Source organism: Arthrobacter sp. NPDC056691, assembly GCF_042791415.1.
In the GTDB taxonomy this organism is placed as follows: Bacteria; Actinomycetota; Actinomycetes; order Actinomycetales; family Micrococcaceae; genus Arthrobacter.
Map to the genome: position 1 here is coordinate 1 of NZ_JBHTXX010000038.1, position 23,705 is coordinate 23,705.

24 protein-coding genes are annotated in these 23,705 nt (G+C 67.0%); 14 read left to right on the forward strand and 10 right to left on the reverse strand.

Annotated features, from left to right (window positions below; genetic code table 11):
* Nucleotides 1-184: 184 nt before the first annotated feature.
* A complete protein-coding gene (locus ACFRAU_RS22415; protein ID WP_377996848.1) occupies nt 185-832 on the reverse strand; it encodes a pentapeptide repeat-containing protein in 648 nt (215 codons plus the stop codon).
* 41 nt (nt 833-873) lie between these two features.
* Nucleotides 874-1,332: an SRPBCC family protein gene (locus ACFRAU_RS22420; protein WP_378001544.1), complete on the reverse strand. Its 459-nt coding sequence runs from the start codon at nt 1,330-1,332 to the stop codon at nt 874-876.
* A 137-nt stretch (nt 1,333-1,469) separates the two neighbouring features.
* Between ACFRAU_RS22420 and ACFRAU_RS22425 the strand changes: the two genes are divergently transcribed.
* Both ACFRAU_RS22425 and ACFRAU_RS22430 read left to right on the forward strand, forming a co-directional pair.
* Entirely contained in the window at nt 1,470-1,646 is a 177-nt protein-coding gene (locus ACFRAU_RS22425; RefSeq protein ID WP_003797692.1) for a CsbD family protein, read from the forward strand.
* 113 nt (nt 1,647-1,759) lie between these two features.
* Nucleotides 1,760-2,500, forward strand: a complete 741-nt coding sequence (locus ACFRAU_RS22430) for a dienelactone hydrolase family protein (RefSeq protein ID WP_378001545.1) — start codon at nt 1,760-1,762, stop codon at nt 2,498-2,500.
* 114 nt (nt 2,501-2,614) lie between these two features.
* Here the strand turns inward: ACFRAU_RS22430 and ACFRAU_RS22435 are convergent, their stop codons facing one another.
* Nucleotides 2,615-4,078, reverse strand: a complete 1,464-nt coding sequence (locus ACFRAU_RS22435; RefSeq protein WP_378001546.1) for an amino acid permease — start codon at nt 4,076-4,078, stop codon at nt 2,615-2,617.
* A gap of 423 nt (nt 4,079-4,501) precedes the next feature.
* On the opposite strand from ACFRAU_RS22435, the gene ACFRAU_RS22440 reads away from it, so the two are divergent.
* Nucleotides 4,502-4,969 (forward strand): hypothetical protein, encoded by a 468-nt coding sequence (locus tag ACFRAU_RS22440; RefSeq protein ID WP_378001547.1) that lies wholly within the window; start codon nt 4,502-4,504, stop codon nt 4,967-4,969.
* Nucleotides 4,966-6,978, forward strand: coding sequence for a hypothetical protein (locus ACFRAU_RS22445; protein ID WP_378001548.1), 2,013 nt, complete (start codon nt 4,966-4,968; stop codon nt 6,976-6,978). Before ACFRAU_RS22440 ends, ACFRAU_RS22445 begins: the two co-directional genes overlap by 4 nt.
* A gap of 166 nt (nt 6,979-7,144) precedes the next feature.
* On the opposite strand, the gene ACFRAU_RS22450 is transcribed toward ACFRAU_RS22445, so the two are convergent.
* Nucleotides 7,145-8,941: an ABC-F family ATP-binding cassette domain-containing protein gene (locus ACFRAU_RS22450; protein ID WP_378001549.1), complete on the reverse strand. Its 1,797-nt coding sequence runs from the start codon at nt 8,939-8,941 to the stop codon at nt 7,145-7,147.
* A gap of 290 nt (nt 8,942-9,231) precedes the next feature.
* Between ACFRAU_RS22450 and ACFRAU_RS22455 the strand changes: the two genes are divergently transcribed.
* The 5 genes from ACFRAU_RS22455 (at nt 9,232) to ACFRAU_RS22475 (ending at nt 13,745) form a co-directional block, all read left to right on the forward strand.
* On the forward strand, nt 9,232-9,996 hold the full coding sequence (locus tag ACFRAU_RS22455) for a CPBP family intramembrane glutamic endopeptidase (RefSeq protein ID WP_378001550.1): 765 nt from the start codon (nt 9,232-9,234) through the stop codon (nt 9,994-9,996).
* Between the two features lie 131 nt (nt 9,997-10,127).
* Nucleotides 10,128-10,568: a VOC family protein gene (locus tag ACFRAU_RS22460; RefSeq protein WP_378001551.1), complete on the forward strand. Its 441-nt coding sequence runs from the start codon at nt 10,128-10,130 to the stop codon at nt 10,566-10,568.
* Between the two features lie 21 nt (nt 10,569-10,589).
* On the forward strand, nt 10,590-11,543 hold the full coding sequence (locus tag ACFRAU_RS22465) for a 1,4-dihydroxy-2-naphthoyl-CoA synthase (RefSeq protein ID WP_378001552.1): 954 nt from the start codon (nt 10,590-10,592) through the stop codon (nt 11,541-11,543).
* Between the two features lie 60 nt (nt 11,544-11,603).
* Nucleotides 11,604-12,773 (forward strand): AMP-binding protein, encoded by a 1,170-nt coding sequence (locus tag ACFRAU_RS22470; RefSeq protein ID WP_378001553.1) that lies wholly within the window; start codon nt 11,604-11,606, stop codon nt 12,771-12,773.
* Between the two features lie 90 nt (nt 12,774-12,863).
* Nucleotides 12,864-13,745: a 1,4-dihydroxy-2-naphthoate polyprenyltransferase gene (locus ACFRAU_RS22475; RefSeq protein ID WP_377996746.1), complete on the forward strand. Its 882-nt coding sequence runs from the start codon at nt 12,864-12,866 to the stop codon at nt 13,743-13,745.
* 16 nt (nt 13,746-13,761) lie between these two features.
* Here ACFRAU_RS22475 and ACFRAU_RS22480 read toward each other — a convergent pair whose 3' ends face one another.
* Nucleotides 13,762-14,085, reverse strand: a complete 324-nt coding sequence (locus ACFRAU_RS22480; protein WP_377996747.1) for a DUF4229 domain-containing protein — start codon at nt 14,083-14,085, stop codon at nt 13,762-13,764.
* 231 nt (nt 14,086-14,316) lie between these two features.
* On the opposite strand from ACFRAU_RS22480, the gene ACFRAU_RS22485 reads away from it, so the two are divergent.
* Nucleotides 14,317-14,832, forward strand: coding sequence for a PLD nuclease N-terminal domain-containing protein (locus tag ACFRAU_RS22485; RefSeq protein ID WP_377996748.1), 516 nt, complete (start codon nt 14,317-14,319; stop codon nt 14,830-14,832).
* 192 nt (nt 14,833-15,024) lie between these two features.
* Nucleotides 15,025-16,014, forward strand: coding sequence for a hypothetical protein (locus ACFRAU_RS22490; RefSeq protein ID WP_378001554.1), 990 nt, complete (start codon nt 15,025-15,027; stop codon nt 16,012-16,014).
* Nucleotides 16,015-16,115: 101 nt separating this feature from the next.
* On the opposite strand, the gene ccsB is transcribed toward ACFRAU_RS22490, so the two are convergent.
* The 5 genes from ccsB to ACFRAU_RS22515 are packed head-to-tail and all read right to left on the reverse strand — an operon-like array spanning nt 16,116 to nt 21,030.
* Nucleotides 16,116-17,213, reverse strand: a complete 1,098-nt coding sequence (ccsB, locus tag ACFRAU_RS22495; RefSeq protein WP_378001555.1) for a c-type cytochrome biogenesis protein CcsB — start codon at nt 17,211-17,213, stop codon at nt 16,116-16,118.
* Nucleotides 17,213-18,988, reverse strand: coding sequence for a cytochrome c biogenesis protein ResB (locus ACFRAU_RS22500; protein WP_378001556.1), 1,776 nt, complete (start codon nt 18,986-18,988; stop codon nt 17,213-17,215). Before ACFRAU_RS22500 ends, ccsB begins: the two co-directional genes overlap by 1 nt.
* Nucleotides 18,988-19,743: a cytochrome c biogenesis CcdA family protein gene (locus ACFRAU_RS22505; RefSeq protein WP_378001557.1), complete on the reverse strand. Its 756-nt coding sequence runs from the start codon at nt 19,741-19,743 to the stop codon at nt 18,988-18,990. The genes ACFRAU_RS22500 and ACFRAU_RS22505 overlap by 1 nt, the downstream gene beginning before the upstream one ends.
* A 6-nt stretch (nt 19,744-19,749) precedes the next feature.
* Nucleotides 19,750-20,361 carry a TlpA family protein disulfide reductase gene (locus tag ACFRAU_RS22510; protein ID WP_378001558.1) on the reverse strand — a complete coding sequence of 204 codons (612 nt, stop codon included), beginning with the start codon at nt 20,359-20,361 and terminating at the stop codon, nt 19,750-19,752.
* A gap of 3 nt (nt 20,362-20,364) precedes the next feature.
* On the reverse strand, nt 20,365-21,030 hold the full coding sequence (locus ACFRAU_RS22515; RefSeq protein ID WP_378001559.1) for a histidine phosphatase family protein: 666 nt from the start codon (nt 21,028-21,030) through the stop codon (nt 20,365-20,367).
* Nucleotides 21,031-21,227: 197 nt separating this feature from the next.
* On the opposite strand from ACFRAU_RS22515, the gene ACFRAU_RS22520 reads away from it, so the two are divergent.
* The 3 genes from ACFRAU_RS22520 (at nt 21,228) to ACFRAU_RS22530 (ending at nt 23,657) form a co-directional block, all read left to right on the forward strand.
* On the forward strand, nt 21,228-21,776 hold the full coding sequence (locus ACFRAU_RS22520) for a YceI family protein (protein ID WP_378001560.1): 549 nt from the start codon (nt 21,228-21,230) through the stop codon (nt 21,774-21,776).
* A 129-nt stretch (nt 21,777-21,905) separates the two neighbouring features.
* Nucleotides 21,906-22,553: a hypothetical protein gene (locus ACFRAU_RS22525; RefSeq protein WP_378001561.1), complete on the forward strand. Its 648-nt coding sequence runs from the start codon at nt 21,906-21,908 to the stop codon at nt 22,551-22,553.
* 204 nt (nt 22,554-22,757) lie between these two features.
* Nucleotides 22,758-23,657: a hypothetical protein gene (locus ACFRAU_RS22530; RefSeq protein WP_378001562.1), complete on the forward strand. Its 900-nt coding sequence runs from the start codon at nt 22,758-22,760 to the stop codon at nt 23,655-23,657.
* Nucleotides 23,658-23,705: the final 48 nt, after the last annotated feature.

Genomic DNA, 23,705 nt, shown 5'->3' on the forward strand with positions numbered 1-23,705 from the left:
CCACCACACCAGCCCCACCCAGCCACGCCGGAATCAACCTACCCGAAACAACCAAACAACCAGCCCAGTGACTCCACACAGCTTGACAACCTGCGCTGTCGTGGGTTAGAGCGCCTCGAAGTCGTGACAAGTGGACAAAAACTCCTCAGCCCCGGAGCAGGGGTGCCTCATCGGCTTAGGCCCGTCAGGCCACCACGACACCCAAATGCGCCGCCAGCAGCGGGGCCAGGAGCCCGAGCTGGTATTCGTCGATCACGACGCCGGCAAGACTGCCCAGGCCGCTGATGCTCCGGAAGTCGGTGCCGCGCAGGTCGAAGTCCTTCAGCTTGGCGCCGGTGAGGTCCAGGCTTCCGATGGTGCAGTTTTTCAGCGCCACCCGGGCGGCGGTGGCGGAGCCGAGGTCCAGTTCGCTGATGATGCAGTCACTGATCTGCACGTCCGCCAGACGCGATCCCCGCAGGTTCAGGTAGTCGATCTTGCCGCCATCGATCCGCACCGACTGCCAGCCGCCCTCGTACAGCTCCGCCGACCCCCACCTGGGGTTGCTGAAGACGACGTCGTGCATCGTGGACCGGGCGGCGTTGAGGACAGGGGCAAAGGCCTCCTCGACAACGCAGTCCCGGAAGGTGGCGCCCCGCAACTGGGCTTCATTGAAGGAGACGCCGGCGAATTCACATTCGGCGAAGGTGATGCCGCTGAGCTCCAGCCCGTCGGCGGCAGCGCGGCTGTACCGCACGCCGTCGTACCGGTCGGCACGCCTGAAGTCCGGCGCGTCGTCATCCCTGAGCCCGTCCAGGGTGACCGGCGCCAGCCTCGGCGGGGTAACCTTCAATGCCGCACCCTGCCGGGGTTTGCCCGCAGACCTTCCCGCCACTAGAGCTGCTCCGCTTTCGCCGCGATCTCGGCCAGATCCTTCGCCAGCGCCTTGCGCGTCAGGTTCATGCCCATCCGTCCAAACAGTGCGAGCATCAGCCGGCTGAATACGGTGGGCCTGAGGACGTCCGCGCCGAAGGTCATGGTCAGGTCAGTCCCGCCGCCGCTCTCTTCCAGCGTGAAGCGGGACGTGTAGTCGGCTCCCCCCTGCAACGCTTTGACCGTAGTGCTGTGCGGCGGATCCGCCTGGGACACCCACATTTCCACGGTTTCGCGCCGGCCCATCATGGACCGCGTCTCCTTCCAGCGGGTCCCTTCGCCGTACGGCCCCTCGCTGACCATCTGGATGGACTCGACCCCGGACAGCGTGGCGGCGGACCCCGGAACATCCGAAATCACCTGCCACACCTTCTCCGGACTGGCGTTGACGTGCTGACTCAGGCTGATGCTGTGATCCATCCTTCGAGCCTAACCGCGGCACCGACATTCTGGGCGCCACAGAAAACGTGGGACCGGGGCTTGAAATAGTAAGCATGCTTCGTGTTAGGCTGAAATGGCTTTGTCAGATCAACCGGCAACGGAAGGTGGTTCCCACCATGGGCATCGGAGACAAGATCCAGAACGCTGCAGAGGACTTCGGCGGCAAGGCGAAGGAAGCCGCCGGCAACGCCACGGACAATGACCGCCTGAAGGCAGAAGGCCAGAAGGACCAGGTGGTGGCCGACGCCAAGAAGGTCGGCGAAGACGTCAAGGACGAATTCAAGCGGGATTAGTACACCACGCTCAACGGCGACGCCGGACTCCCTTGGGGGGAGCCCGGCGTCGCCGTTTTTGCGTCAAGCTCGGGCCTGCCACCCCGCACGGCGGACCGTGCAAGACTGTGCCCATGACGTACGCAGATCTGGGCGGGCCAGGCGAGTCAGCCGGCGGCTCCAAGAACCTTCGCGGCTACCTCGCCACACCGTCCGGGCCGGGCCCCTTTCCCGGCGTCGTGATGATCCACGAGGCGTTCGGCCTTAACGACCAGATCCGCCGCCACGCCGACCGGCTGGCGGCGGCCGGTTATCTCACCCTCGCCGTCGATCTCTACAGCGACGGCGGCCCGCGCCGCTGCCTCGTTGGAACCATGAAATCCATGATCACCGGCGAAGGGCGGGTCTTCGCCGACATCGCTGCGGCGCGGTCCTGGCTGCAGGCATCGCCCGTTTGCACCGGCAGGACGGGTGTCATCGGCTTCTGCATGGGCGGCGGGTTCGCGCTGCTGGCAGCCAACGACGGCTTCGACGCCGCCTCCGTGAACTACGGCCGCCTCCCCCGCGACCTCGAGCCGGCGCTCCGCGGCGCCTGCCCGCTCGTCGCGAACTACGGCGCCAGGGACCGCACCCTGCGGGGCGCCGCCGCCAGGCTGGAAGCCGCCCTGGATGCGGTGGACGTTGAACACGACGTCAGGGAGTTCCCGACGGCGGGGCACTCCTTCCTGAACGACCAGGAGGAAGGCCCACGGGCCCTTCGCCCGCTGACGCGCGTGATGGGGATCGGCCCGGATCCGGCCGCCGCCCCGGAGGCGTGGCGCCGGATCGAGGAGCATTTCGCGAAACACCTGAGATCCCCATCGATTGCTCCATAAACGCCCTTTTGGGCGCTCAAAAGGGCGTCTGCGGAGCAATCGATGGAAAGAACGACGGCGGCGGGCCGCCTTTCGCAAAAGGTGACCCGCCGCCGTCGTGATCAAAACTGGAACCTAGTTGAAGAGATGGCTCTTCGGCTCGTTGTTCTTGACCTTCTGCCAGCCCAGCCACAGCACCACGGCGAAGAACGGGATGCTGGCCAGGGTCCAGAGGCCCAGCAGGAAGACGTCGCCCGTGGCCTTGTCCGTCATGGTGTCGAAGCCGATCAGCACGGTGATGGCCAGCAGCGCCACGAGTCCGGCCCAGCTGGTCCACGGCGAACCCGGCATGGGCAGGCTGGAGACGGTGCCCTTCTTCTCGCGCAGCGCGATCTGGCTGGCAAAGATGGAGCCCCAGGTGAAGATGACGCCGATCGAGGCGGTGTTCAGCGCGAGATCGAAGGCGTGCGAACCGCCCAGCCAGATATTGAGCAGGATGCCCACGAGGTAGACGGCGGCGATGGCCAGGATGGCGGCGTACGGCACGTGGCGGCTGGACATCCTGGTCAGCCACTGCGGGGCGTGGCCGTTGTTGGCCATGGTGCGGAAGATCCGGCCAATCGAGTACAGGCCGGAGTTGCAGGAGGACAGCGCGGCGGTGATGACGATCATGTTCATGACGTCACCCATCCACGGCAGCCCCATCTGGCCGAACACGGTGACGAACGGCGAGATGCCGGCCTTGTACTGGTCCGAGGGCAGCAGCATGGCCAGCAGGGTCACGGAACCCACGTAGAACACCACGATGCGGATCACGACGGCGCGGATCGCCTTGGGCACTTCACGTTCCGGGTTTTCCATCTCGCCGGCGGTGATGCCCACGAGTTCGATGGCGTTGTAGGCGAAGATGACGGCGTTGAGCACCAGGATCATCACCAGGGCGCCCTTGGGGAACATGCCGCCGTCGCCGGCGAAGAGGTTGACCGGCGACGCATGGCCGGCGCCCACCTTGGCGTTGGTGACCACCATGAAGGTGCCCACGGCCAGGAAGATCAGGATGGCGGCCACCTTGAGGCAGGACGCCCAGAATTCGAATTCGCCGAACGCCTTGACGCTGAGCAGGTTAACGGCCACCAGCAGCACCAGCGCTGCGATGGCGGAGAGCTCCACGGGGACATTGGGGAAGAAGAACTGGAAGTAGAGGCCGATCGCGATCAGCTCAGCGATGCCGGTCATGGCCCAGTTGATGAAGTACATCCAGCCGGACAGGTAGGCGCCCTTCTTGCCGAACAGCTCGCCGGCGTAGCTCACGAAGGAGCCGGAGGTCTGGCGGTACATGATGAGCTCGCCGAGCGCGCGCATCAGCAGGTAGGCGATGACGCCGGCGATGGCGTAGGAGAAGATCAGGGCGGGGCCCGTGGAAGCCAGCCGGCCGCCGGCTCCCATGAAGAGGCCCACGCCGATGGCGCCGCCCATCGCGATCATGGTGACGTGGCGCCGGCTCAGGGTCTTCTTGTAGCCCTCGGCGCTGAGGGTCGAGTCGACGGCGGCGGATGGAGCCGTCGGGCTCATAAGTTCTGTGGGGGTACTTTGAGGCACAACTGTTCCTTGCAGGTCGGGGGTTGCCTTTGGGTAGGGCACTGCCGGTTCCGGAACCTGGAGTTTTTGTACAGATAATTCGGCTTTTAGCCCCTTTTGAGGACGGTATCTGTACAAAAACTCGTAGAGCATCGAAGGTTCGCACGGCCCATCCATCGTACAAGATTTCCGGGCTGCCCCGTGACGCGGGCAACATTCCGCGGCGTCCGGCCCTGCCTTTCCCGGCGTCCGGCAGCGTCCGGAGACCGGCCTGATACGGCCCTCACCTGCGGCAACGAAACAGTAATCGAATGGAGAAAAGGCTCCCTCAAGAGCCCGGATTGCGGCTACTCTGAGCACCATGGCCGGGGATTCGTTTCCGGCCATGGTGTCCGCACCGTCTCATGCGGAGGCCGGCACTCGCGCCATTCTTCAGGGGGGACTATGAGAAAGAGAGTTCTACTGCTGCCCGCGGCCTTGCTGCTGGCAGCCTCGGGGTGTTCCGGCGGGGGCACAGCCCCTCCCGGACCGGGCGCGTCACCATCGGCAACCAGTACGACGGCGGTGTCCCAGCCGCCGTCGGAATCCCCACCACCCACGACGGCCCCATCCCTGCCCACCGATGTGTCCACATCGCTGAACGCGATCGACGCCCTGCAGGAGCACACCTGCGCGGCCGGTCCGGACGGCCAGTGGACGTTCAAGGGCACCCTGGTCAACTCCTCGGATAAAGCCAAGACCTACACAGTGGCCATTGCAGTCACCGTCGGCGCGGCTGTCCAGGGGCACACCCTGATCACCGAAACGGTCCAGGCAGGGAAATCGGCTGAAGTTTCTGCAAAGAACTTCGCCAAAACCACGGGCCAGGCCGGCACGTGCGAACCGGTTGTGTCGGTGGAGGATGCTTCGTGAAAAAACCAATACTTGCGGCTGCCCTGCTCCTGAGCCTGGCGGCCGGACCACTCGCGTCTTCTCCTGCCCTCGCCGTCGGCTCCGGGACGCCGCCCAGCCAGGCAACTGACTCTTCCTCCCCCGCAGCCGAAACCACAGGCGCCACTGCGGACACCACCGGCCCGGCCACTGCCCCCGCTGCTGACCCGGTACCCGATCCCGTTACTGACCCAGGCACCGATCCGGCAACCGGCCCGGCAACGGGGGCGGTGACTGACCCGGCCACCGCTCCGGTGACGGACCCCGCGGCCCCGGAGCCGCCGTCGGACCCGTCTGTAACTGGTCCCGCTGTCACAGATCCGTCTGTAACTGGTCCCGCTGTCACAGATCCTGCCCTCACGGATCCGGCGCCTGGCCCCGACCCCGAATTTGTCACCGCCGGCGGCATCGGCGCCAAGTGGCGGAGCCTTGGCGGGGCGGGCGGCGTACTCGGCGAGCCGACGGCAAACGAGCAGTGCTCGGCCGGCCTCTGCGTGCAGACCTTCACCGGCGGCTCGATCTACTGGACGTCCAAGTCGGGCGCCCATCCGGTCCTGCTGTCCTCCGGGCGCACCGGTCCGCAGTGGACAGCGGGCGGCGGCCTCGCGGCCTTCGGCTACCCCATCGGCGACGAAATCGCCCTGGGGGTACGGTCCCTGCAGAAGTTCTCCACCGGCAAGGTGATCATCTGGACCGGCACCCGGTTCCTCAACTTCTCCACCGGGACGGGCATCGGCAGCCGCTGGGCAGCGTCGGGCGCCGAGTCCGTGCTGGGCCTGCCGTCGGCCGGTGAAACCTGCGGCCTGAAAAACGGGGGCTGCTCGCAGGCATTCGACAACGGCACCATCTACTGGTCGCCGCAGATCGGAGGCCAGGTGATCCGGGGCGGCGTGGGCTCCCGCTGGCGCGCCGCCGGTGCGCAGAACGGCGTCTTGGGCTACCCCACCACCACAGAAGCCTGCGGCCAGGTTGCAGGCGGCTGCCTCCAGCGGTTCCAGGGCGGCAGCATCTACTGGTCGCCCGCCACAGGCGCCTGGATCACGCGCGGCGGCATCGGCACCAGGTACATCCTGACCGGCGGCAACCGGAGTTCCCTGGGCTATCCCGTGGCCAACGAGGCCTGCGGGCAGGCGGCCGGCGGGTGCATCCAGCGGTTCCAGGGCGGCGCCATCTACTGGTCTCCGCTGACCCCGGCCTGGATTGTCCGGGCAGGCATCGCCCAGCGGTACGCCACCAACGGCGGCGCCGGCGGCTGGCTGGGCTACCCGACGGCGAACGAACGGTGCGCCGGCGACCAGTGCATCCAGTCATTCCAGCGCGGCTTCATCGGCTACACCAAAGCTGGTGGCACCCGGCCATACGGAATCACCGAGTGCCAGAAGCTGAACAACGGGCGGTCCCGGTACTCCACCTACGGCGCCAACCGGGTGCTGCTCACATTCACCCAGGGCTACGGCCAGTCGTATGCCACCAACGTCTACTGCGTCCGGATGGCCGGAACGTACGTCCAGGACTGGCGGACGGACGGTTACGTGGGCGCCTCCGGTTTCAAGGCGCCGGGTGTCCCGTCGGGGCCCACCCGCTACCTGTACTCACCCACGGGCTCGTACTCGGTGACGGAGGCCTTCGGCCTGGGCAACCCCGGAACGGCGCTCCCCTACCGCACCCTCAACGCCCGCTCCCGCTGGGGCGGCAACCCCTGGACCGCGACGTACAACAAGTACTTCGAGTCCTCCTCGTGGGTGGGCTGGGACGAGAACATGTGGTACTTCGCCACCCGCGCCACGCATGACTACCGCCAGGGCGTGGTGGTCAACTACAACCGTCCCAACATCGTGCAGGACGCCGGCTTCGCCATCTTCCTGCACATGAACAAGGTCCCGACGGCGGGCTGCATCTCGCTGGACGACTGGGCCGTGGTGGATTACATCAGGAAGTCCACGCCCGGCGACCGGATCATCATGGGAACGTACAGCGCCCTGTTCCGGTAGGTCCTGGGTTCCCCGTTCCGCCTGCGGCGCACACGGCGGACGCGAAAACCCAGGCCCGGCAACCCGCCGGGCCTGGGTTTTCTCTTTGCTTGCACAGGCCTGGGGACGGCGCATGCTTGTCCGCCGCGGGGGCTCAGCCGGGCCCGCTGGGGCTGCTTCGCGAGGCTCAGGCGGGCAGCGCCACCTCCTCCAGCGTGCCGTCCGCCATCGTGTACCTGAGCCATGTCCCCGAAGCACCTTCGTGGGCCCGGACCCGTGACCGGCCCGCGCAGCCGTCGAACCACTCGCCCAGGGCCCGGTCGTGGCTGACCATCACGACTGTTCCGCCGAACTCCGCGAGCGCCGATTCCAGCTCCTCCACCAACGCGGGAGCCAGATGGTTGCTGGGTTCGTCGAGGAGCATGATGTCCTTGTGGCCGAGCAGCAGCCGCGCGAGTGCCAGCCTGCGCTGCTGGCCTGCCGACAGGGCACCCACGGGAACATGGAATTCGCTGGTGCGGAAGAGGCCCAGCCGCAGCAGCGCCTCGGCGTGGTCGTCGATGTTCCCGCCAAGCCCTGCGGCGAAGGCCGGCAGCAGCCGCATGGACGGGTGCTCGGGCAGCTCCAGCTCCTGCTGCAGGTAGCCGATCCGGCCGTGGCGCACCACCTGTCCCGCGGCCGGCTCGAGAGTTCCCGCCAGAACAGAGAGCAGCGTGGACTTCCCGGCACCGTTGGGCCCGGTGATGAGGATTTTCTGCCCTCGGTCCACGCGGAACTCGGGAACGTCCAGCCGGCCGGGCACCCGGGTGTTGCGGGCGTGAAGGACCCCATCGGCGGCCTCCTCGCGTCCGCTCCCGGTACTCCCGCCAGCGCTCCCGCCGGATCCTAGGGCGGCCCCCGGGGCGGCCCCTCGCCCGGCGTCGAACCCGCCGTCGAGCTTGCCGTTCGCGCCGCCGTCGAGCCCGGCGTCGAGCTTCAGCCGTTCTGGCGGGCGCTCCACGGGGTTGTCCTCCAGGCGGCGCAGCCGCTCCTGTGCATTCCGAATCTTGCTGGCAGCGGCGCGCTCCCAGGTTCCGGTCTTGAAGTCGAAGGCCGCCTTGTCGTTGTCCCGCCGGCGGGCATAGCCCATCCGGCCGGCCACGGTGTCCGCCTGCCGCCGCTCGGCCGCCATGGCGTCGATCCAGCCGTGGTACTGCTGCACCCAGCGCTGGCGTTCTGACCGCTTCTCCTTCAGGTAGCCGTCATAGCCGTTGCCGTAGCGGTTCACCGTGCGGCGCTCGGCGTCGACCTCGATGACGGCGGCTGCGACCTTCCGCAGCAGCACGCGGTCGTGCGAGACCACCACCACGGCTCCCCGGTGCGCTGCGAGGCGGCCTTCCAGCCATGCTGTGCCGCTGGCGTCCAGGTGGTTCGTGGGCTCATCCAGGAGCAGGATGTCCGCGGGATCGGCCAGCAGACAGGCCAGCGCGACGCGCTCCTGCTCCCCGCCGGACAGCGACCCCAGCGTCCGGCCGCGGTCCAGGCCACCCAGGCCCAGCCGGTCCAGCGCCGCCTCCACGCGGGACTCCGCGGCGTAGCCCTCGCGCAGCTGGTACTGGGTCTGCAGGTTCCCGTAGGCCTCCAGCTCGGCCGGCCCGGCCGATGCCAGGCCGGCCTCAAGCCGTTCCAGCTCAGCTTCCATTTCCCGGAGTGCCCGGAGCGCATCATCGATGGCGTCGGCCACGGTCAGCCGTGCGGAAAGTCCGGACGTCTGCGCCAGGTAGCCCACCCGGCCATGCCGCTGGGCCGTGCCTTCGGCGGGCGGCTCGATACCCGCGAGGATCCGCAGCAGCGTGGATTTGCCCGCACCGTTCTCGCCCACGACGGCGGCGTGTTCCCCCGCGGCGATCACCAGTTCGACGCCGGTGAAGAGTTCGCGGTCCCCGTAGCCGTGGGATACACCGGACAGATACAGCTGTTCGGTACGGAAATGTGGGTCAGTCATGGGAAGTCCTCGCAGTCCAAATGGCGGCCCCGGAGACCGGTGCACACGTCTCGGTGCATTCCTCTACAGGGCCTTGTCTGTGGCCAGGTCAACACCGAATGCCTTGGCGCGAAGCTGCGGGCGGGCAAAAGGCGGGTCGACAGATCCAGGTAACGGATACAGGCCGGAACATGGTCGACGCCGGACAATGCCGGCGTCGTGGTTAGGACTTCATGGGTCAAGCCTGCCCGCGGGCGGCCGGCCCCGTCAAGCTTCGCACCGCCGTCGGGCAAGCGCACTACGCTGGAGGCATGGTGAATACCAGACGCATGCTCCCTGCTCCGCGGCCGGATCTCTACCGGTTTTCGCCGCTGGACCTCACCGCCGTGGGGCTTTATGTGGCCGTGGCCGCGTTCTTCGCGCTGGCCGGGGAACTGATCCTGCCGCTACTCCGGGCACTGGCCCCGACGCCGGCCGTCGCCTCCTACGGCGTGAACCTCCTGTTCTACGGCTGCGTCGGCGTCCTGGCACTGTTTGCCGCCCGCGCGGTGGTGTCCCGGGACCTCAAGGTGCTTGCCACCCGGCCCTGGTTTACGCTCGCGATGGTGCCGCTGGCCGTCGTCGCCATGATGATTGTCACCGCCGTCCTGGTGGCCGTGGGTGGCACCACGCAGACATCCGTAAACCAGGCCGAGCTGCAGGCGCTCATGCGGCAGGTGCCGGCCTGGCTGATGGTGCCGCTGATTGTCGTGGTGGGCCCGTTCGTCGAGGAGTATGTGTTCCGGCACCTGCTGATCGGCAAACTGAGCCGGCGGGTCAACATCTGGGTCTGTTGCGGGCTGTCCGTGGTCCTCTTCGCCGCCCTGCATATCGTGGGCCAGGAAGCGCTCACGCTCCCCGCGCTCATGCCGTACCTGGCGATGGGCGGCACGCTGGTGTTTGTCTACATGTGGACGGGGCGGAACCTGATGTTCTCCTACTTCGTCCATGCCGCCAAGAACCTGCTGGCCGCGGTCTTCCTGTACACCATCCCGCCGGAGCTCCTGGACCAGCTGCAGCGGGCGGCGCAAGGCTAGCCCGGCCCGCCGTCCGGCCCATCGAGATGACAGATCGCGGCAGTGTTGGCCAGTGGGACTGCCGCGAACTGCCACCTCGTCGCGGGCCCTGCCCCTATCCGGGGGCGGCGCCGCCGTCGTAGCTTGGTGCCATGGGACTCAACATTCAGATCGCCATCGACTGCAAGCACCCGCACGACCTCGCCGACTGGTGGGCCGAAACACTGGACTGGTCCGTGGAGCCCCAGGACGAGGGCTTCATCCGGTCCATGATCAGCCAGGGCTTCGCCACGGAAGACCAAACCATGACGCACAACGGCAAGCTCGTGTGGAAGGACGGCGCGGCGATCCGGCCCACCGAGGAACTCGACGCCAAGGCACCGGAACGGCGGCTGCTGTTCCAGACCGTGCCGGAGCAGAAGACCATCAAGAACCGGGTGCACTGGGACGTCCGCCTCGATGGCCGGGACAAGGACGATGTCCGGGCCGAACTGGAAGCCCGCGGCGCCACCTTCCTCTGGACAGCCAGCCAAGGGCCCCACGAATGGCACACCATGGCGGACCCCGAAGGCAACGAGTTCTGCATCAGCTGAGCCGATTACTAGACTTGGACGGTGAGCAACGAATTCCCCGCCAAGGTGTCCGACGTCTTTGACCCGTCCCGCTGGCGCACTGTGTCCGGCTTCGACGACTTCCAGGACATGACGTACCACCGGCAGGTGGAGCGCTCCGAGGACGGCACAGTGGTGCGGGACCTGCCCACCGTCCGGATCGCCTTCAACCGCCCCGAGGTCCGCAACGCCTTCCGCCCGGGGACCGTGGACGAGCTTTACCGTGCCATGGACCACGCCCGGATGACGCCGGACGTGGCCACCGTGCTGCTCACCGGCAACGGCCCTTCCCCCAAGGACGGCGGCCACTCGTTCTGCTCCGGCGGGGACCAGCGGATCCGCGGGCGCGACGGGTACCGCTATGCCGACGGCGAAACCCAGGAGACCATCGATCCCGCCCGCGCCGGCAGGCTCCACATCCTGGAGGTCCAGCGGCTCATGCGGACCATGCCCAAGGTGGTCATCGCCGTCGTCAACGGCTGGGCGGCCGGCGGCGGGCATTCCCTGCACGTGGTTTCCGACCTGACCATCGCCTCGCGCCAGTTTGGGAAGTTCAAGCAGACGGATGCCACCGTGGGCAGTTTCGACGCCGGCTACGGCTCGGCGCTGCTGGCCCGGCAGATCGGCCAGAAGGCCGCCCGGGAAATCTTCTTCCTCGCCCGTGAATATTCCGCTGAGGACATGGTTCGGATGGGAGCCGTGAACGAGGCCGTTGACCACGAGCGCCTCGAGGAGGTGGCCCTGGAGTACGCCGCGGACATCGCCCGGCAGTCCCCGCAGGCCATCCGGATGCTCAAGTTCGCCTTCAACCTCGCCGACGACGGCCTGGCCGGCCAGCAGGTGTTCGCCGGCGAAGCCACCCGGCTGGCATATATGACGGACGAGGCCGTGGAGGGCAAGGAAGCCTTCCTGCAAAAGCGCGACCCCGACTGGTCCCGGTTCCCGTACTACTTCTAAGCCCGTACTCGTCGGAAGGCACCCCATGCTCCCCAGGCCCGCGCATCCCAGGCGCACGCAATGAATATCGAGCCCGCCCTCAAGGCGCTGGCGGCCGCCCTCCACGGTGAGGGTCCCGCCGTCGAACTCTCCGCCGGCCCCGACGGCGATCCGGTGGTGAGGCCGGTCCGGACGCCAGGGTTCGAGGACGCCGTAGTGGTGGTCCGCACGTCCGGGTCCACCGGGGCGCCCAAGGCCACCGTCCTGACGGTGGACGCGCTGGCGGCGTCGTCGATGGCCACCGCGTTCGCGCTCAAGGGCGAAGGGCAGTGGCTCCTGGCGCTGCCGCTGCAGTACGTGGCCGGCGTGCAGGTGCTGGTGCGGTCGCTGTTTGCGGGCACCCGGCCCTGGGCGATGGACCTGTCCGCGGGCTTTACCGCCGATGCCTTCACCGCGGCCGCGCTGGAGCTGACGGACAAGATCCGCTTCACGTCGCTGGTGCCCACGCAGCTGCAGCGCCTGCTCGCTGAACCGTCGGCGGACACGCTTGCCGTGCTGCGCCGCTTCAACGGCATCCTGCTCGGCGGCGCCCCGGCCTCGGCCGAGCTCCTCGAGTCCGCGCGCGACGCCGGCCTCCGGGTGGTCACCACGTACGGCGCGGCGGAAACCTGTGGCGGCTGCGTATACGACGGCTATCCACTCGAAGGCGTGGCCCTGCGGCTCGCCGAAGACGGCAGGATCCACCTGGGCGGGGCCACCCTCGCGGCGGGATACCTGGACGCGCCGGGGCCGACGGCCGAGGCCTTCGTCGAGGAGGACGGCGGCCGCTGGTACCGGACCAACGACCTCGGCACCCTGGACGCCGACGGCCGGCTCACCGTGCTGGGCCGCGCCGACGACGTCATCATCACCGGCGGCGTCAAGGTCTCCGCCGCGCACGTGCAGGCTGAGCTGGAAAAGTCCGACGGCGTGACGGCGGCTTTCGTGGCCGGCGTCGAGTCCGCGAAATGGGGCCAGGCCGTGGCGGCCTATGTGGCCGTGTCCGGCACCGCGTCCGGTACGTCCGGCGGCGCTGGTGCCGGTGGTGCTGCGCGGGACGGGGCGGCGTGGGCCGAGGAATGGCACCGCACGCTGGGGCTGCTGGCCCCCAAAACCGTCCTTCCGGCCGGCGAGCTGATCATGCTGCCCAACGGCAAGCCGGACAGGCTGGCCATGATTGAACGCCTCAACGCGCTCCATCAGGGAAAATAGAATGTCCTGCCGCGCCGCTGCGGCTTCCGCGTGCCCAGCGCACGCCACGCATTTTTGAACGTATCACCGACCCAACACGAGGTACTCACCGTGGCAACAGCCGCACAATGGATCCAAGGCGCCCGGCTCCGCACCCTGCCGGCCGCGATCGCCCCTGTCCTGATCGGCTCGGCGGCGGCCTATGAGATGGGCTCCTTCCGCCCGCTCAATGCAGTCCTGGCGGCCCTCGTGGCGCTGCTGCTGCAGGTCGGCGTCAACTACGCGAACGACTACTCCGACGGGATCCGCGGGACGGACGAGAACCGCGTCGGGCCGCTGCGGCTGGTCGGCTCCGGTGCCGCCCGCCCCGAACATGTGAAGTATGCCGCGTTCGGTGCCTTCGGCCTGGCCATGCTCGTGGGACTGGGGCTGGTCCTCATCACCCAGACGTGGTGGCTGCTGCTGGTGGGCGTGGGCTGCGTGATGGCGGCCTGGGGCTACACCGGCGGAAAGAACCCATACGGCTACATGGGCCTGGGCGACGTCTTCGTGTTCGTGTTCTTCGGGCTCGTGGCCACGCTCGGCACCACCTACACGCAGGCGGGGCAGATCGGCCTGCCTGCCGTGATTGGCGCGATCGGCACGGGCCTCATCGCGTGCGCCCTGCTCATGGCCAACAACGTCCGGGACATCCCGTCGGACATCCAGGCCGGGAAGAAGACCCTGGCGGTGCGGCTGGGCGACAAACACGCCCGCGAGAGCTACGTCCTGATGCTGGCCGTTGCCATCCTGCTCGTGGTTATTTTGGCTCCCACACGGCCGTGGATGCTGATTGTGCTGCTGCTGATCCCGGCCTGCCTGATGCCGGCCTGGCTCATGATCAACGGGCGGAAGCGCAAGAGCCTCATCCCGGTCCTGAAGCAGACAGGCCTCATCAACCTCGGCTATGCCGTGCTGTTCTCGCTGGGACTCGTTCTGAGCGCCGGATTGTAGGCAGCGGGCTGTAAGCCTAGGCGTCCCCGGCGCGGGGTTCGCGCTTCTTGACGTCGTTGCGGATGGTGACGTCCGGATGCGTGTCGACCAGGTGGTCCTCGGCCCGGGCATCATCGATCTCCCCGGCGCTGCGGATCGGCTTGGCGCGGCCGGAGAAACGGGCGTGCAGTGACGCGGTCGCGGCATCGCGCTGCCTCTGGAAGAAGAGGTAGCTGATGGCGAAGGAAATTAGCCCCGCACAGACGACGGCCAGAAACCACCCCAGCTGCAGGAGGACGAACAGCACAAACAGGGGCAGGAAGATCGCAAACCGGATCAGGGAGTATTTCAGAAAAGCCACTATCCAAGTTTAGCCGTCCTGCCTGAACGTATCCTGCCGGTGCCATGGACCCTCCGCGCCCTTGGCCTTCCGGCCGTTTCGGGGCACCTTGCCTGGCGCGTTAACCGGGGCAGCGCCTGTTGCCTGGGGCAGCTCCGGCGACATCTGCGGCTCGGGTTCGGCGTTTTGCTGGCGCCTGACTGTGGGCATACTGTAATCTCCGCCGGGGCGCACGGCGGCTAGACTGATTGCATGCCTCGTGTTGCCATCGCAGTCGCCATTCTCGCCATCTACGTCTACGGACTGGTGGACGTGATCCGGACTGACAGGCATCTCACCCGCGGGTTTTCCAAGACAACCTGGATCATCATGGTTGCCCTCCTCCCGCTCATTGGCGCCGCGCTGTGGTTCCTGATCGGCCGACCCCGCGCATCGGCAGTGGCCCAGCCTGTCTACCAGCACCACCCCACCGCCCCTGACGACGACCCCGACTTCCTGCGCAACCTCGAGCAGCGCCGCCGCCAGGCCGAGGCGGAACGCCTCCGCAAGCTGAGGGACGACGCCGCCCGGAAGAACCAGTCCGACGGCGGTCCCCACCGCACGGGCGCTGCGGGCACGAGTAGCACTGGCACGGGCGGCACGGGCGCAGCTCCCGGCACCGGCAGCGGCAGTTCAAGCGCCAGCGGCCCGGCCGCGGGTGAGCCGGGTCCACGCAAGCCGGGCACCGCAGGCGAGGCCAACGCCGAAGGCAATCCCGAGGCGAAGTAGCCCCCAAGGCACTCACCCGTCGACTTACCAAAAACGGCCGCTTCGAACCACCACTGAGCGGCCCTTTTTGGCAAAACGCCCGAGCAACACGATGCCAACACGGCGAAGCGGACACCGCCCACTATTCCTCCACATCGGACCTAAATTGTGGACAACGGAATGCATGCCCGCTCCGGGCAGCAGAATGCTCCTATGCCGCGTCCACGCCCCCTTCCTCCCGCCCTGCAGGCACAGCCGTTCACCATCCGCCAGGCCACTGCAGCCGGCCTGACCCGCAGGCGTGCCCGCGCCCTCGACCTGGCAATTCCGTGCCACGGCGTACGCGCGCCAGCGGCCGTGGAGATCACGCTCCTTGTTCGCGCACGGGGTCTTGCACTCGCGACCGGAGCCGTCGTCAGTCACCTCTCCGCCGCTGCGCTCTGGGGTTTCCCTCTGCCTCTGCGTTTCGAGGACCATGCCGTGATCCATCTGACCAGCCGAGACGGCGCCAGGGCCGTGAGGCGGAAGAACGTCTGCGGCCACCGGTTTGCGCTCCCGGACGAGGAAATCGTCGATGGCCGTTACGTGGCCTGCACGTCACCGCTCCGGACGTGGTTCGATCTGGCCGGAATCCTCTCCCTGCAGGAACTCATCATTGCCGGCGATTTCCTGTTGCAACGCAGGGCTCCCCTCGCCACGCCGGGGGCATTGGATGCTTTCCTCGCTGGTAAGCAGGGCAGGGCTGGGTACGCCAAGGCAACGAAGGCCCGGGCTCTCATCCGCGCGAACACCGATTCACCGAAGGAGACCGAGCTGCGGCTTCTGCTGATAGGTGCAGGGCTCCCCGAGCCAGCCATCAACGTACCCATGTTCAACGAGACAGGCGGCTGGGCGCAGGACCCCGACATGTCCTACGAAGAGTTCATGATTGCCATCCAGTACGACGGCGGCCACCACGCCACCCCGGCCCAGCGGAGGAGCGACATCTACCGTGACGAAAACGCCAGGGGACTCGGCTGGCTCGTCCTGGTTCTGACGCAGTTGGACTTGAACCCCTTGGTACCGGGCATGGAGCCCAGCGCCATCACCAAGGTGCGCAGGGCCTTAACGAGCCGTGGCTGGAAGCCTGCACGCCAGTCCACGTTCCGTCCCACCGCGCCACGTCACGCGAGACCCGACGACGGCCGCGCGTTCACCGTCTAACCAGAAAGGGCCGCCCAGCAAGCGTGCCAGGCGGCCCTTTTTGGTCAATCAACGAACCCGCAGGTAAGCGACTGCGCCTCCGAGGAACGCCCCAGGAACCCCTACAGCCCCGAGTAGGAGTGCAGTCCGTTGAAGAACTGGTTCACGATGGTGAAGTTGAAGACCACGCAGAGGTAGCCCACGATCGACAGCCAGGCCGCGCGGGTTCCCGTCCAGCCGCGGGTGGCACGGGCGTGCAGGTAGCCGGCGTACACCACCCAGATCACGAAGGTCCAGACTTCCTTGGTGTCCCAGCCCCAGAACCGCCCCCAGGCCTTCTCAGCCCAGATGGCGCCGAACATGAGGGTGAAGGTCCAGCCGATGAAAGCGATCGCATTGATGCGGTAGGACAGGTTCTCGAGGCTCAGCGCGGACGGCACCAGGCGCATGAAGCCCAGCTTGTCGGCACCTCCGGCGGCGATGGTTCTCTGCCGGTGCGACTGCACCAGCTGCAGCGCGGACATGGCAAACGTCAGGGTGAACAGCGCCGAGGACAGCACTGCGATGGACACATGGATGACCAGCCAGTAGCTCTGCAGCGCGGGCACCAGGTGGCCGACGGGCGTCCAGAACGCCACGGAGGCGGCCACCAGCATGATGATCACCAGGCCCACCACAAACGTGCCCAGGAAGCGCAGATCGCGGCGGACCAGCACCAGCAGGAACACCGCCGCGACCAGGAACGCTCCGGTGGTGAGGAACTCGTACATGTTGCCCCACGGCACGCGCCCGGCGCCCACCGCGCGGGTCAGCACGGCGGCGGCGTGGATCGCGGCGCCCAGGACGGTCAGTGCCACAGCCACACGTGCCGGTGCGCGGCGCTCACCGTAGCGCATGCTGTCGTCGGCGGTCTGCCCTGCGGCACCGGCGCCGGAAGAGTACGACGACGGCCGCTCGGCACGGTCTGCCGGTCCGGACAGGCGGTCCCCGCCGCTGCCCGCGGTCCGCGACGGGGCTGCCGACGCTCCCGCCGCCACCGGCACCTTGGCCGGCGCAGCCGGTGTAACGGAAGCAGCGGCCTTGAGGTCGATCGCCTTCAGGGCCTTGCTGCTCTTGGCCAAATCCCACGCGAACGCGATGAAGGCGACGGTGTAGGTGCCGGCCGCAAGCAGCATGAAGAGCTCGCTGTACTGGCCCATGGTCTCGTTGATGGGAAACATTACTGGTCCTTCTTCGGCTCGGGCGAGCCTGCTGGTGAGGAGTTGGAAGGTGCTGTTTCGGGATCGTCGGCGTCCAGGTTCCACGTGCGCGACAGGAGGCCGCGCAGCGTTGCCGCCTCGCCGGCCAGCCGGTGGTCCTCGCCGCGGGCCAGGAGGCCGTACTCCACCATGGTCCTGCCGTCCTCGTGGGTGCCTGTGCGGACCCAGGCGCGGCGCCGATTCACGTACAGCGAGACGATGAGTCCGGCCACCGCAAGCAGCGCGAAGATCAGCGCGGAGAGCTGCCCGGGGTTGTGGTGGATGTCCACACCCACGTACTTCTTCACGCCGTCGAACGTGATGGAACCCTTGCTCTCAGGCAGCGTGTAGGTGTTGCCCGGCGCGAGGGTGATGCCGCCGGCCTTGAGGTTCCGGCTGTTGAGTTCCTTGAGGTTCTTGACGTCGAGCTCAAAGACGTTCTGCGGGGCGCCCTTGTCCAGGCCAAGGTCGCCGTAGAAGGAGTTCAGGCTCAGCTGCGGGTTGATGAGGTCGGGGTCGCCGCTGAAGGAGATGCCCTTATCGGTCACCAGCGCCGTGGGCAGGAAGAAGCCGACGAACCCCAACTGGTCGGGCTTCGCGTCGGGCACCTTGATCACCACGGACGAGTAGTAGTTCTGCCCCTGCAGCTTGGCCACCACAGGACCCTGGAAGGCCACGTTGCCCTTGCCATCGCGTACCGTGACCACCGGGGCGTAGCCGTTGCCCGTCAGGTAGATGCTGGTGCCGCCGAGGTTGACCGGGTCGTTGACCTTGAGGACTTCCTTCTTGGCCGGAGCCAAGGGGTTGTCCTTGGTGGTGACGTCCGCCGTGAAGTCGATGGGCTGGCCGTACTTGCCCTGGGATTCACGGTCGAAGGTGGCCTGGAACTTATCCAGCTGGATCGAGTAGGGCTGGAGCTGGCTGCTCTGGAAGTTGGTGCCGGGGTTGAACTGGTCGTAGCCCACCAGGGTGTTCACGAAGGTGTCACCCTCCACCAGGATGCGCTGGCCGCTGTACCCGAACAGCCCGCCGATGGCCACGGACACCAGCACGCCGATCAGCGAGGTGTGGAAGACAAGGTTTCCCACTTCCTTCAGGAAGCCGCGCTCGGCCCCCAAAGACGGCCGCGCGCCGTCGTCGTGCCTTACCTCAACGCGGTATCCGCGTTTCTTCAGCAGCGCCGCTGCGTCCTCAATGGCGTCCGACGCCGGGATGCCGGCGTCCGCGGGCAGCACCAGGGTGCCGTACTCGGGCAGGCGGGACAGGCGCTTCGGGGTGCGCGGCGGCTGCGACCGCATGGCCTTGTAGTGGGCGATGGCGCGGGGCACCACGCAGCCGATCAGCGAGATGAACAGCAGGATGTAGATGGCCGAGAACCAGGCCGAGGAGTAGACGTCGTACAGCTGAAGCGAGTCCAGCAGCTTTCCGTAGTCCGGGTGGTCCTTGATGTACTGCGTGACCACTGAAGGGTTCGCGGGCCGTTGCGGGAACAGCGACCCGGGGACTGCGGCCACCGCGAGGAGCAGCAACAGAAACAGTGCCGTTCGCATGCTGGTCAGCTGGGTCCAGGCCCAGCGGAACATGCCGACGAAACCCAGGGACGGGAGGGCGGCCCCGGCCTTGGCGGCCTTCACGGCGTCCTTGGCCTTCTGCCCCTCAGGCGCCGCGGCGTCCTTGGCAGCGTCGGTCTGGGCAGGCCCGGGCTGCGGGGCGTCCTCTGCCGGGGAATTCTCGGTTGACTTCACACGCTCGCTCATCAGATCGGCAACTTCACATCGGTTTGGAACCAGTACTGCAATTCGGTGACCCAGGTTCCCCACAGACCCGTGGCCATCAGGATGCCCAGGGCAATCAGGACACCCCCGCCGGTGCGCTGGATGGCCAGCCGGTGCTTCCGGAAGAAGGACATCACGCCCGCGCCGCGGCGCACCGCGAGGGCGATCAGCAGGAACGGAATGCCCAGCCCAAGGCTATAGACGAAGGCCAGGAACGCGCCCTTCGCGGCGGACGACCCGCCGGAGAGGCTCAGCAGCTGGACGGCGGAATAGGTGGGGCCGATGCAGGGCGCCCAGCCGAGGCCGAACGTGATGCCCAGCAGCGGCGCGCCCCAGAGGCCCGCCGGCGGTTTCGCGTGGATCTTCGCGTCGCGCTGGAACCAGGAGAATCCGCCCATGAACACCACGCCCATCAGGATCACCAGGACGCCCAGGACCTGCGTGATCCAGGAGTTCTGCCCGCCCGAGATCAGGGAGCCCAGCTGCCCGAACGCACCGCCGAGCAGCACGAAGATCACCGAGAAACCGAGAACGAACAAGCCAATGCCCGCCAGCATCCGGCCGCGCTTCTGCTTCTGCAGGTCCACCCCCGTGAGCCCGGTGACGTAGCCCAGGTAGCCGGGAACCAGGGGCAGCACGCAGGGCGAGAGGAAGGACACGAGACCTGCCAGCAGCGCCACGGGAATGGCGAGCAGCAGCGAACCGTTCAGGATGGCTTCGGCGAAGGGGCTGTTCACGGGAAGTTACTCTGCCACGGCAGACTGGATGAGAGCTTTGAGTGTGCCCTTCTCGATCTCCCCCAGCACACGCGACGCCACCCGGCCCTGTTTGTCCACCACGAGCGTCGTAGGGACGGCGCCCGGGGGCACCAGGCCGGACACGGCCAGCAGCACGCTGCCGTCCTTGTCGTCGAAGCTCGGGTACGTCAGGCCGAAAGTCTTGTCGAAGGCATCAGCCGTGGCCTTCTCATCCCGCAGGTTCACACCGAAGAACTGCACGCCCTTGCCCTTGAACTCCTGGTGCAGGGCTTCCAGGGACGGCGCCTCCACCCGGCAGGGTGCGCAGGCGGCGAACCAGAAGTTCAGCACGGTGACCTTGCCCAGGAAGTCCTTGGGGGTCACAGCGGTGCCGTCAAAAAGCTTGCCCTGGATTTGGATGGCGGACTTGCGGTCCGCTGCGGTGAATTCGGTCACCGAGCCGTCGCCGGCCACGTAGTTCTTGTTGTCCCCGGCCTTGGCCTGCTTGGCCAGGGCGTCCTCCTGGGCGCAGGCGGACAGGCCCAGCGTGATCGCCGTGAGGGCCAGGCCGCCGGCGGCGAGGACGCTGCGGCGGGAACTCTTGGGTGTTTCAGTCATGACTTAGGCTCCGGGGGTGCTCGAGGCACCGGGAAGAAGGGCGGCCGCGGGTTCGCTGTACTCCACGCGCAGCAGGGCGCCGTCGTCGCCGAAAACCAGGGAGGTGAGGGAGGTCAGCGTGCATTCGCGTTTCCGCGGATCGTGCCACAGGGGCTTGCCTTCGGCGCTGAGCCGGGTGGCCCAGATGGGCAGCTGGTGGCAGACCAGGATGGCCTCGGCTCCGTCGCCGCCCAGTTCGAGGGCCTTGGCACGGGCCTCCCGGACGGCCTCGGTCACGCGGGCTGCCTGCTGTTTGTAGGGTTCACCCCAGGACGGCCGGAACGGGTTGACCAGGTGCGGCCAATGTTTAGGCTTCCGCAGTTCCGCCTTGGTGACCTTAAGGCCCTCAAAGTAGTTCTCGGCCTCGATGATGCGGGCATCCGTGTGGATGTCCAGCCCCAGCGCTTCCGAGGTGGGCTGCGCGGTTTCCTGGGCACGGGTGAGCGGCGACGCCACCAGATACACAATGTTGGCGCCCTGGGAGACGCGTTCGCGGAAGTGCTCGGCGAGCGTCTGAGCCATCTGCCGGCCAAGTTCGGAGAGGTGGAATTCAGGCAGCCTGCCGTACAGGACACCTTCGGGGTTGTGGACCTCGCCGTGGCGGAGCAAATGGACAGTGGCTTGGGGCATGTCTACCAGTTTCTCAAAGGGCAGGGGTAATGACGAAATCTTCTACATCAAGTAGAACTCAAAAATTTTTCAGAAAGTTCCCGACCGGTGGAATAAAAGATGCAAATGCATGTTTATACTGGATGCAGCAGTTAGTTGAGACTTCAACAAAAGCTTCAACGATCACCCGGTACACCACTGATACAAGGAGAAGCACCATGGCACTTTCCACCGAGCTCACCCGCGGCACCTGGACCCTCGACAACTCCCACAGCGAAATCGCGTTCACCGTCCGCCACGCCGGCATCAGCAAGGTCCGCGGCCAGTTCAAGGACGCCGCCGCCACCCTGAACCTCGCCGACGACGTCACGGCCAGCAAGATCCAGGCCACCATCCAGACCGCCAGCTTCGACTCCGGAGACGCCAACCGCGACGGCCACGTCCGCGGCGAAGACTTCTTCGACGTCGAGAAGTTCCCGGAGATCTCCTTCGTCTCCAACGGCCTCGTTGCCAGCGGCGACGGCTACGAACTCCAGGGCGACCTGACCATCAAGGGAGTCACCCGGCCTGTCTTCCTCGAGACCGAGTTCAACGGCGTCGCAGTGGACCCCTTCGGCAACACCCGCGCCGGTGTTTCCGCCGAGACCACCATCAGCCGCAAGGACTTCGGCCTGACCTGGAACGCCGTGCTGGAAGCTGGCGGCGTCCTGGTCAGCGACAAGGTTGCCATCAACCTCGAACTGGCCTTCATCGCACCTTCAGCCTAGGTTTCAGCGCGGTTCCCGCAGCCACAGTGAGTGGCAGCGAAACGCCCCGTCCGCGGACTTTCCGCAGGCGGGGCGTTCGGCGTTCCGGACCTCTGGAATTGGCAGAATCCCGGGCTTAAAGTGAGTGCCATGAGCACCCCCAGCGATGAACCGGACCCCCGTGATCCCGGGGCCGAGCGGCCGTCCGGCCAGTTCCCGGCCCGGCCGGGCAGTCCGACGCCGGGACCGCAGTTCCCGGGGCAGGAACCGGCCCAGCAGTACCCCGGTCAGCAGCCGAACGCCGGTGGCGGCCGGTTCGCTTTCGAGATGCCGGCGGACCGTCCCCGGACCTTTGGCGAGGTGTTGCCTCGGGGCGGCTTGTCCGGCCTCTTCGACGTGACGGGCCTGCCCACGGAGCTCAAGGTGTCCTACTGGATCTGGGTGATCGGCGGCCTGCTGGGGCTGCTTGGCGGCGTGATCGGCCTTTTCGGTGTGCTGGTGCTCTTTGCGATCCTTCCCGGCGTGGCCATCCTGGTGTTCCTGCTCGTGCTGGTGGCTCTGGCGGTGGCGGCCGCGGAGATCGTGCTGGCCCTGAAGCTAAAGGAAGGCAAGGAGTGGGCGCGACTGGCCCTGACTATTGTGGCAGGGGTGTCGTTGCTGCTGGCCATCGTCAGCTCGAGTTTTCCCGCGGGCCAGGACGGGAACTGGCTGGGATTCCTGGTCAGTCTCGTGGCCACCGCGCTGATGTGGGTGCCCAATTCGCAGAACTGGTTCGCTGCGGCACGGGGCCGCCCCTGATCGGCGTCCGGCAGGGCCGCTGGTTACTGGCCGGACCATCCCCTGCCGGGCAACGTTTCCGCAGGTTGGCGCGGCTTTGGAATACCTCTCCGGAATGATCCACGGCACACGGGCTGAGGGGTACGGTGGGAAGTGAACCATGCTGGGGAGGGCAGGCGTCTGAACCGGTAGCCGATTCAGACGTCACTACGCAAAGGACCGCTCATGAGCAATCCTCCAGTCCCGCACTCCAATGACCCCGGCTCCAACGAGCCGGGCTCTAACGAACCGGGCAACGGTTCCCAGCCGAGCAACGGGCAGCCCCGCTACGGCCAGGAAGCGCCCCAGTACGGGCAGAACACTCCGCAGTACGGGCAGAACGCTCCGCAGTACGGCCAGAACGCACCCCAGTACGGCCAGAACCCGCCGCAGTACGGACAGGCCGGACAGGGCGGGGCACCGCAGTACGGACAGTCCCCGTACGGTCAGAACGCGCCCCAGTATGGACAGGCACAGTACGGGCAGCCGCAGTATGGTCAATCCCAGTCCGGCCAGTCGCCCTACGGCCAGAGTCCCTATGGCCAGTCCCCCTACGGGCAGTACCCGTCCGAACAGGTGCAGGCAGCAAGCCAAGGCGTGCGCCCACCACAGGTGGACTTGGCATTCTGGCTCATAATAGCCGCAGGTGTACTTTCGGGCCTGAGTGCTCTTGTCTTAGCCTTCACTGGCCGGGACACCTTCATGGCAATGATGGAAGAAGAAGCGGCACGGCAGGGCCAAGCACTTCCACCCGGATCCACGGAGATGCTGCAAAGCACGGTAGTTGCAGGCAGCATTATCGGAGCCATCGTTACTCTCGGCCTGTATGCCCTGGTGGCGTTTCCAGTTCGAAAGGGCAAGAACTGGGCGAGGATTCTCGGCACGGTCTTCGCAGCCATCTCCCTGTTCGGACTCTTCGGCGGCTCGTTTGCACTCGGGCCGGTCTACGGCATCATCCAAATCCTGGTGATTCTCCTGGGCGCAGCAGGCATCGTTCTGCTCTACCTTCCTGCCAACTCGCCGTACTTCCAGAAGCCGCAGCCGTTCGCCAACCCGTACTCCCAGCCGGGCCCCTACGGCCGCTAGCCACAGGCCGGGCACCAAACCGCCAACGGGCGCGGATTCCTGGAACGC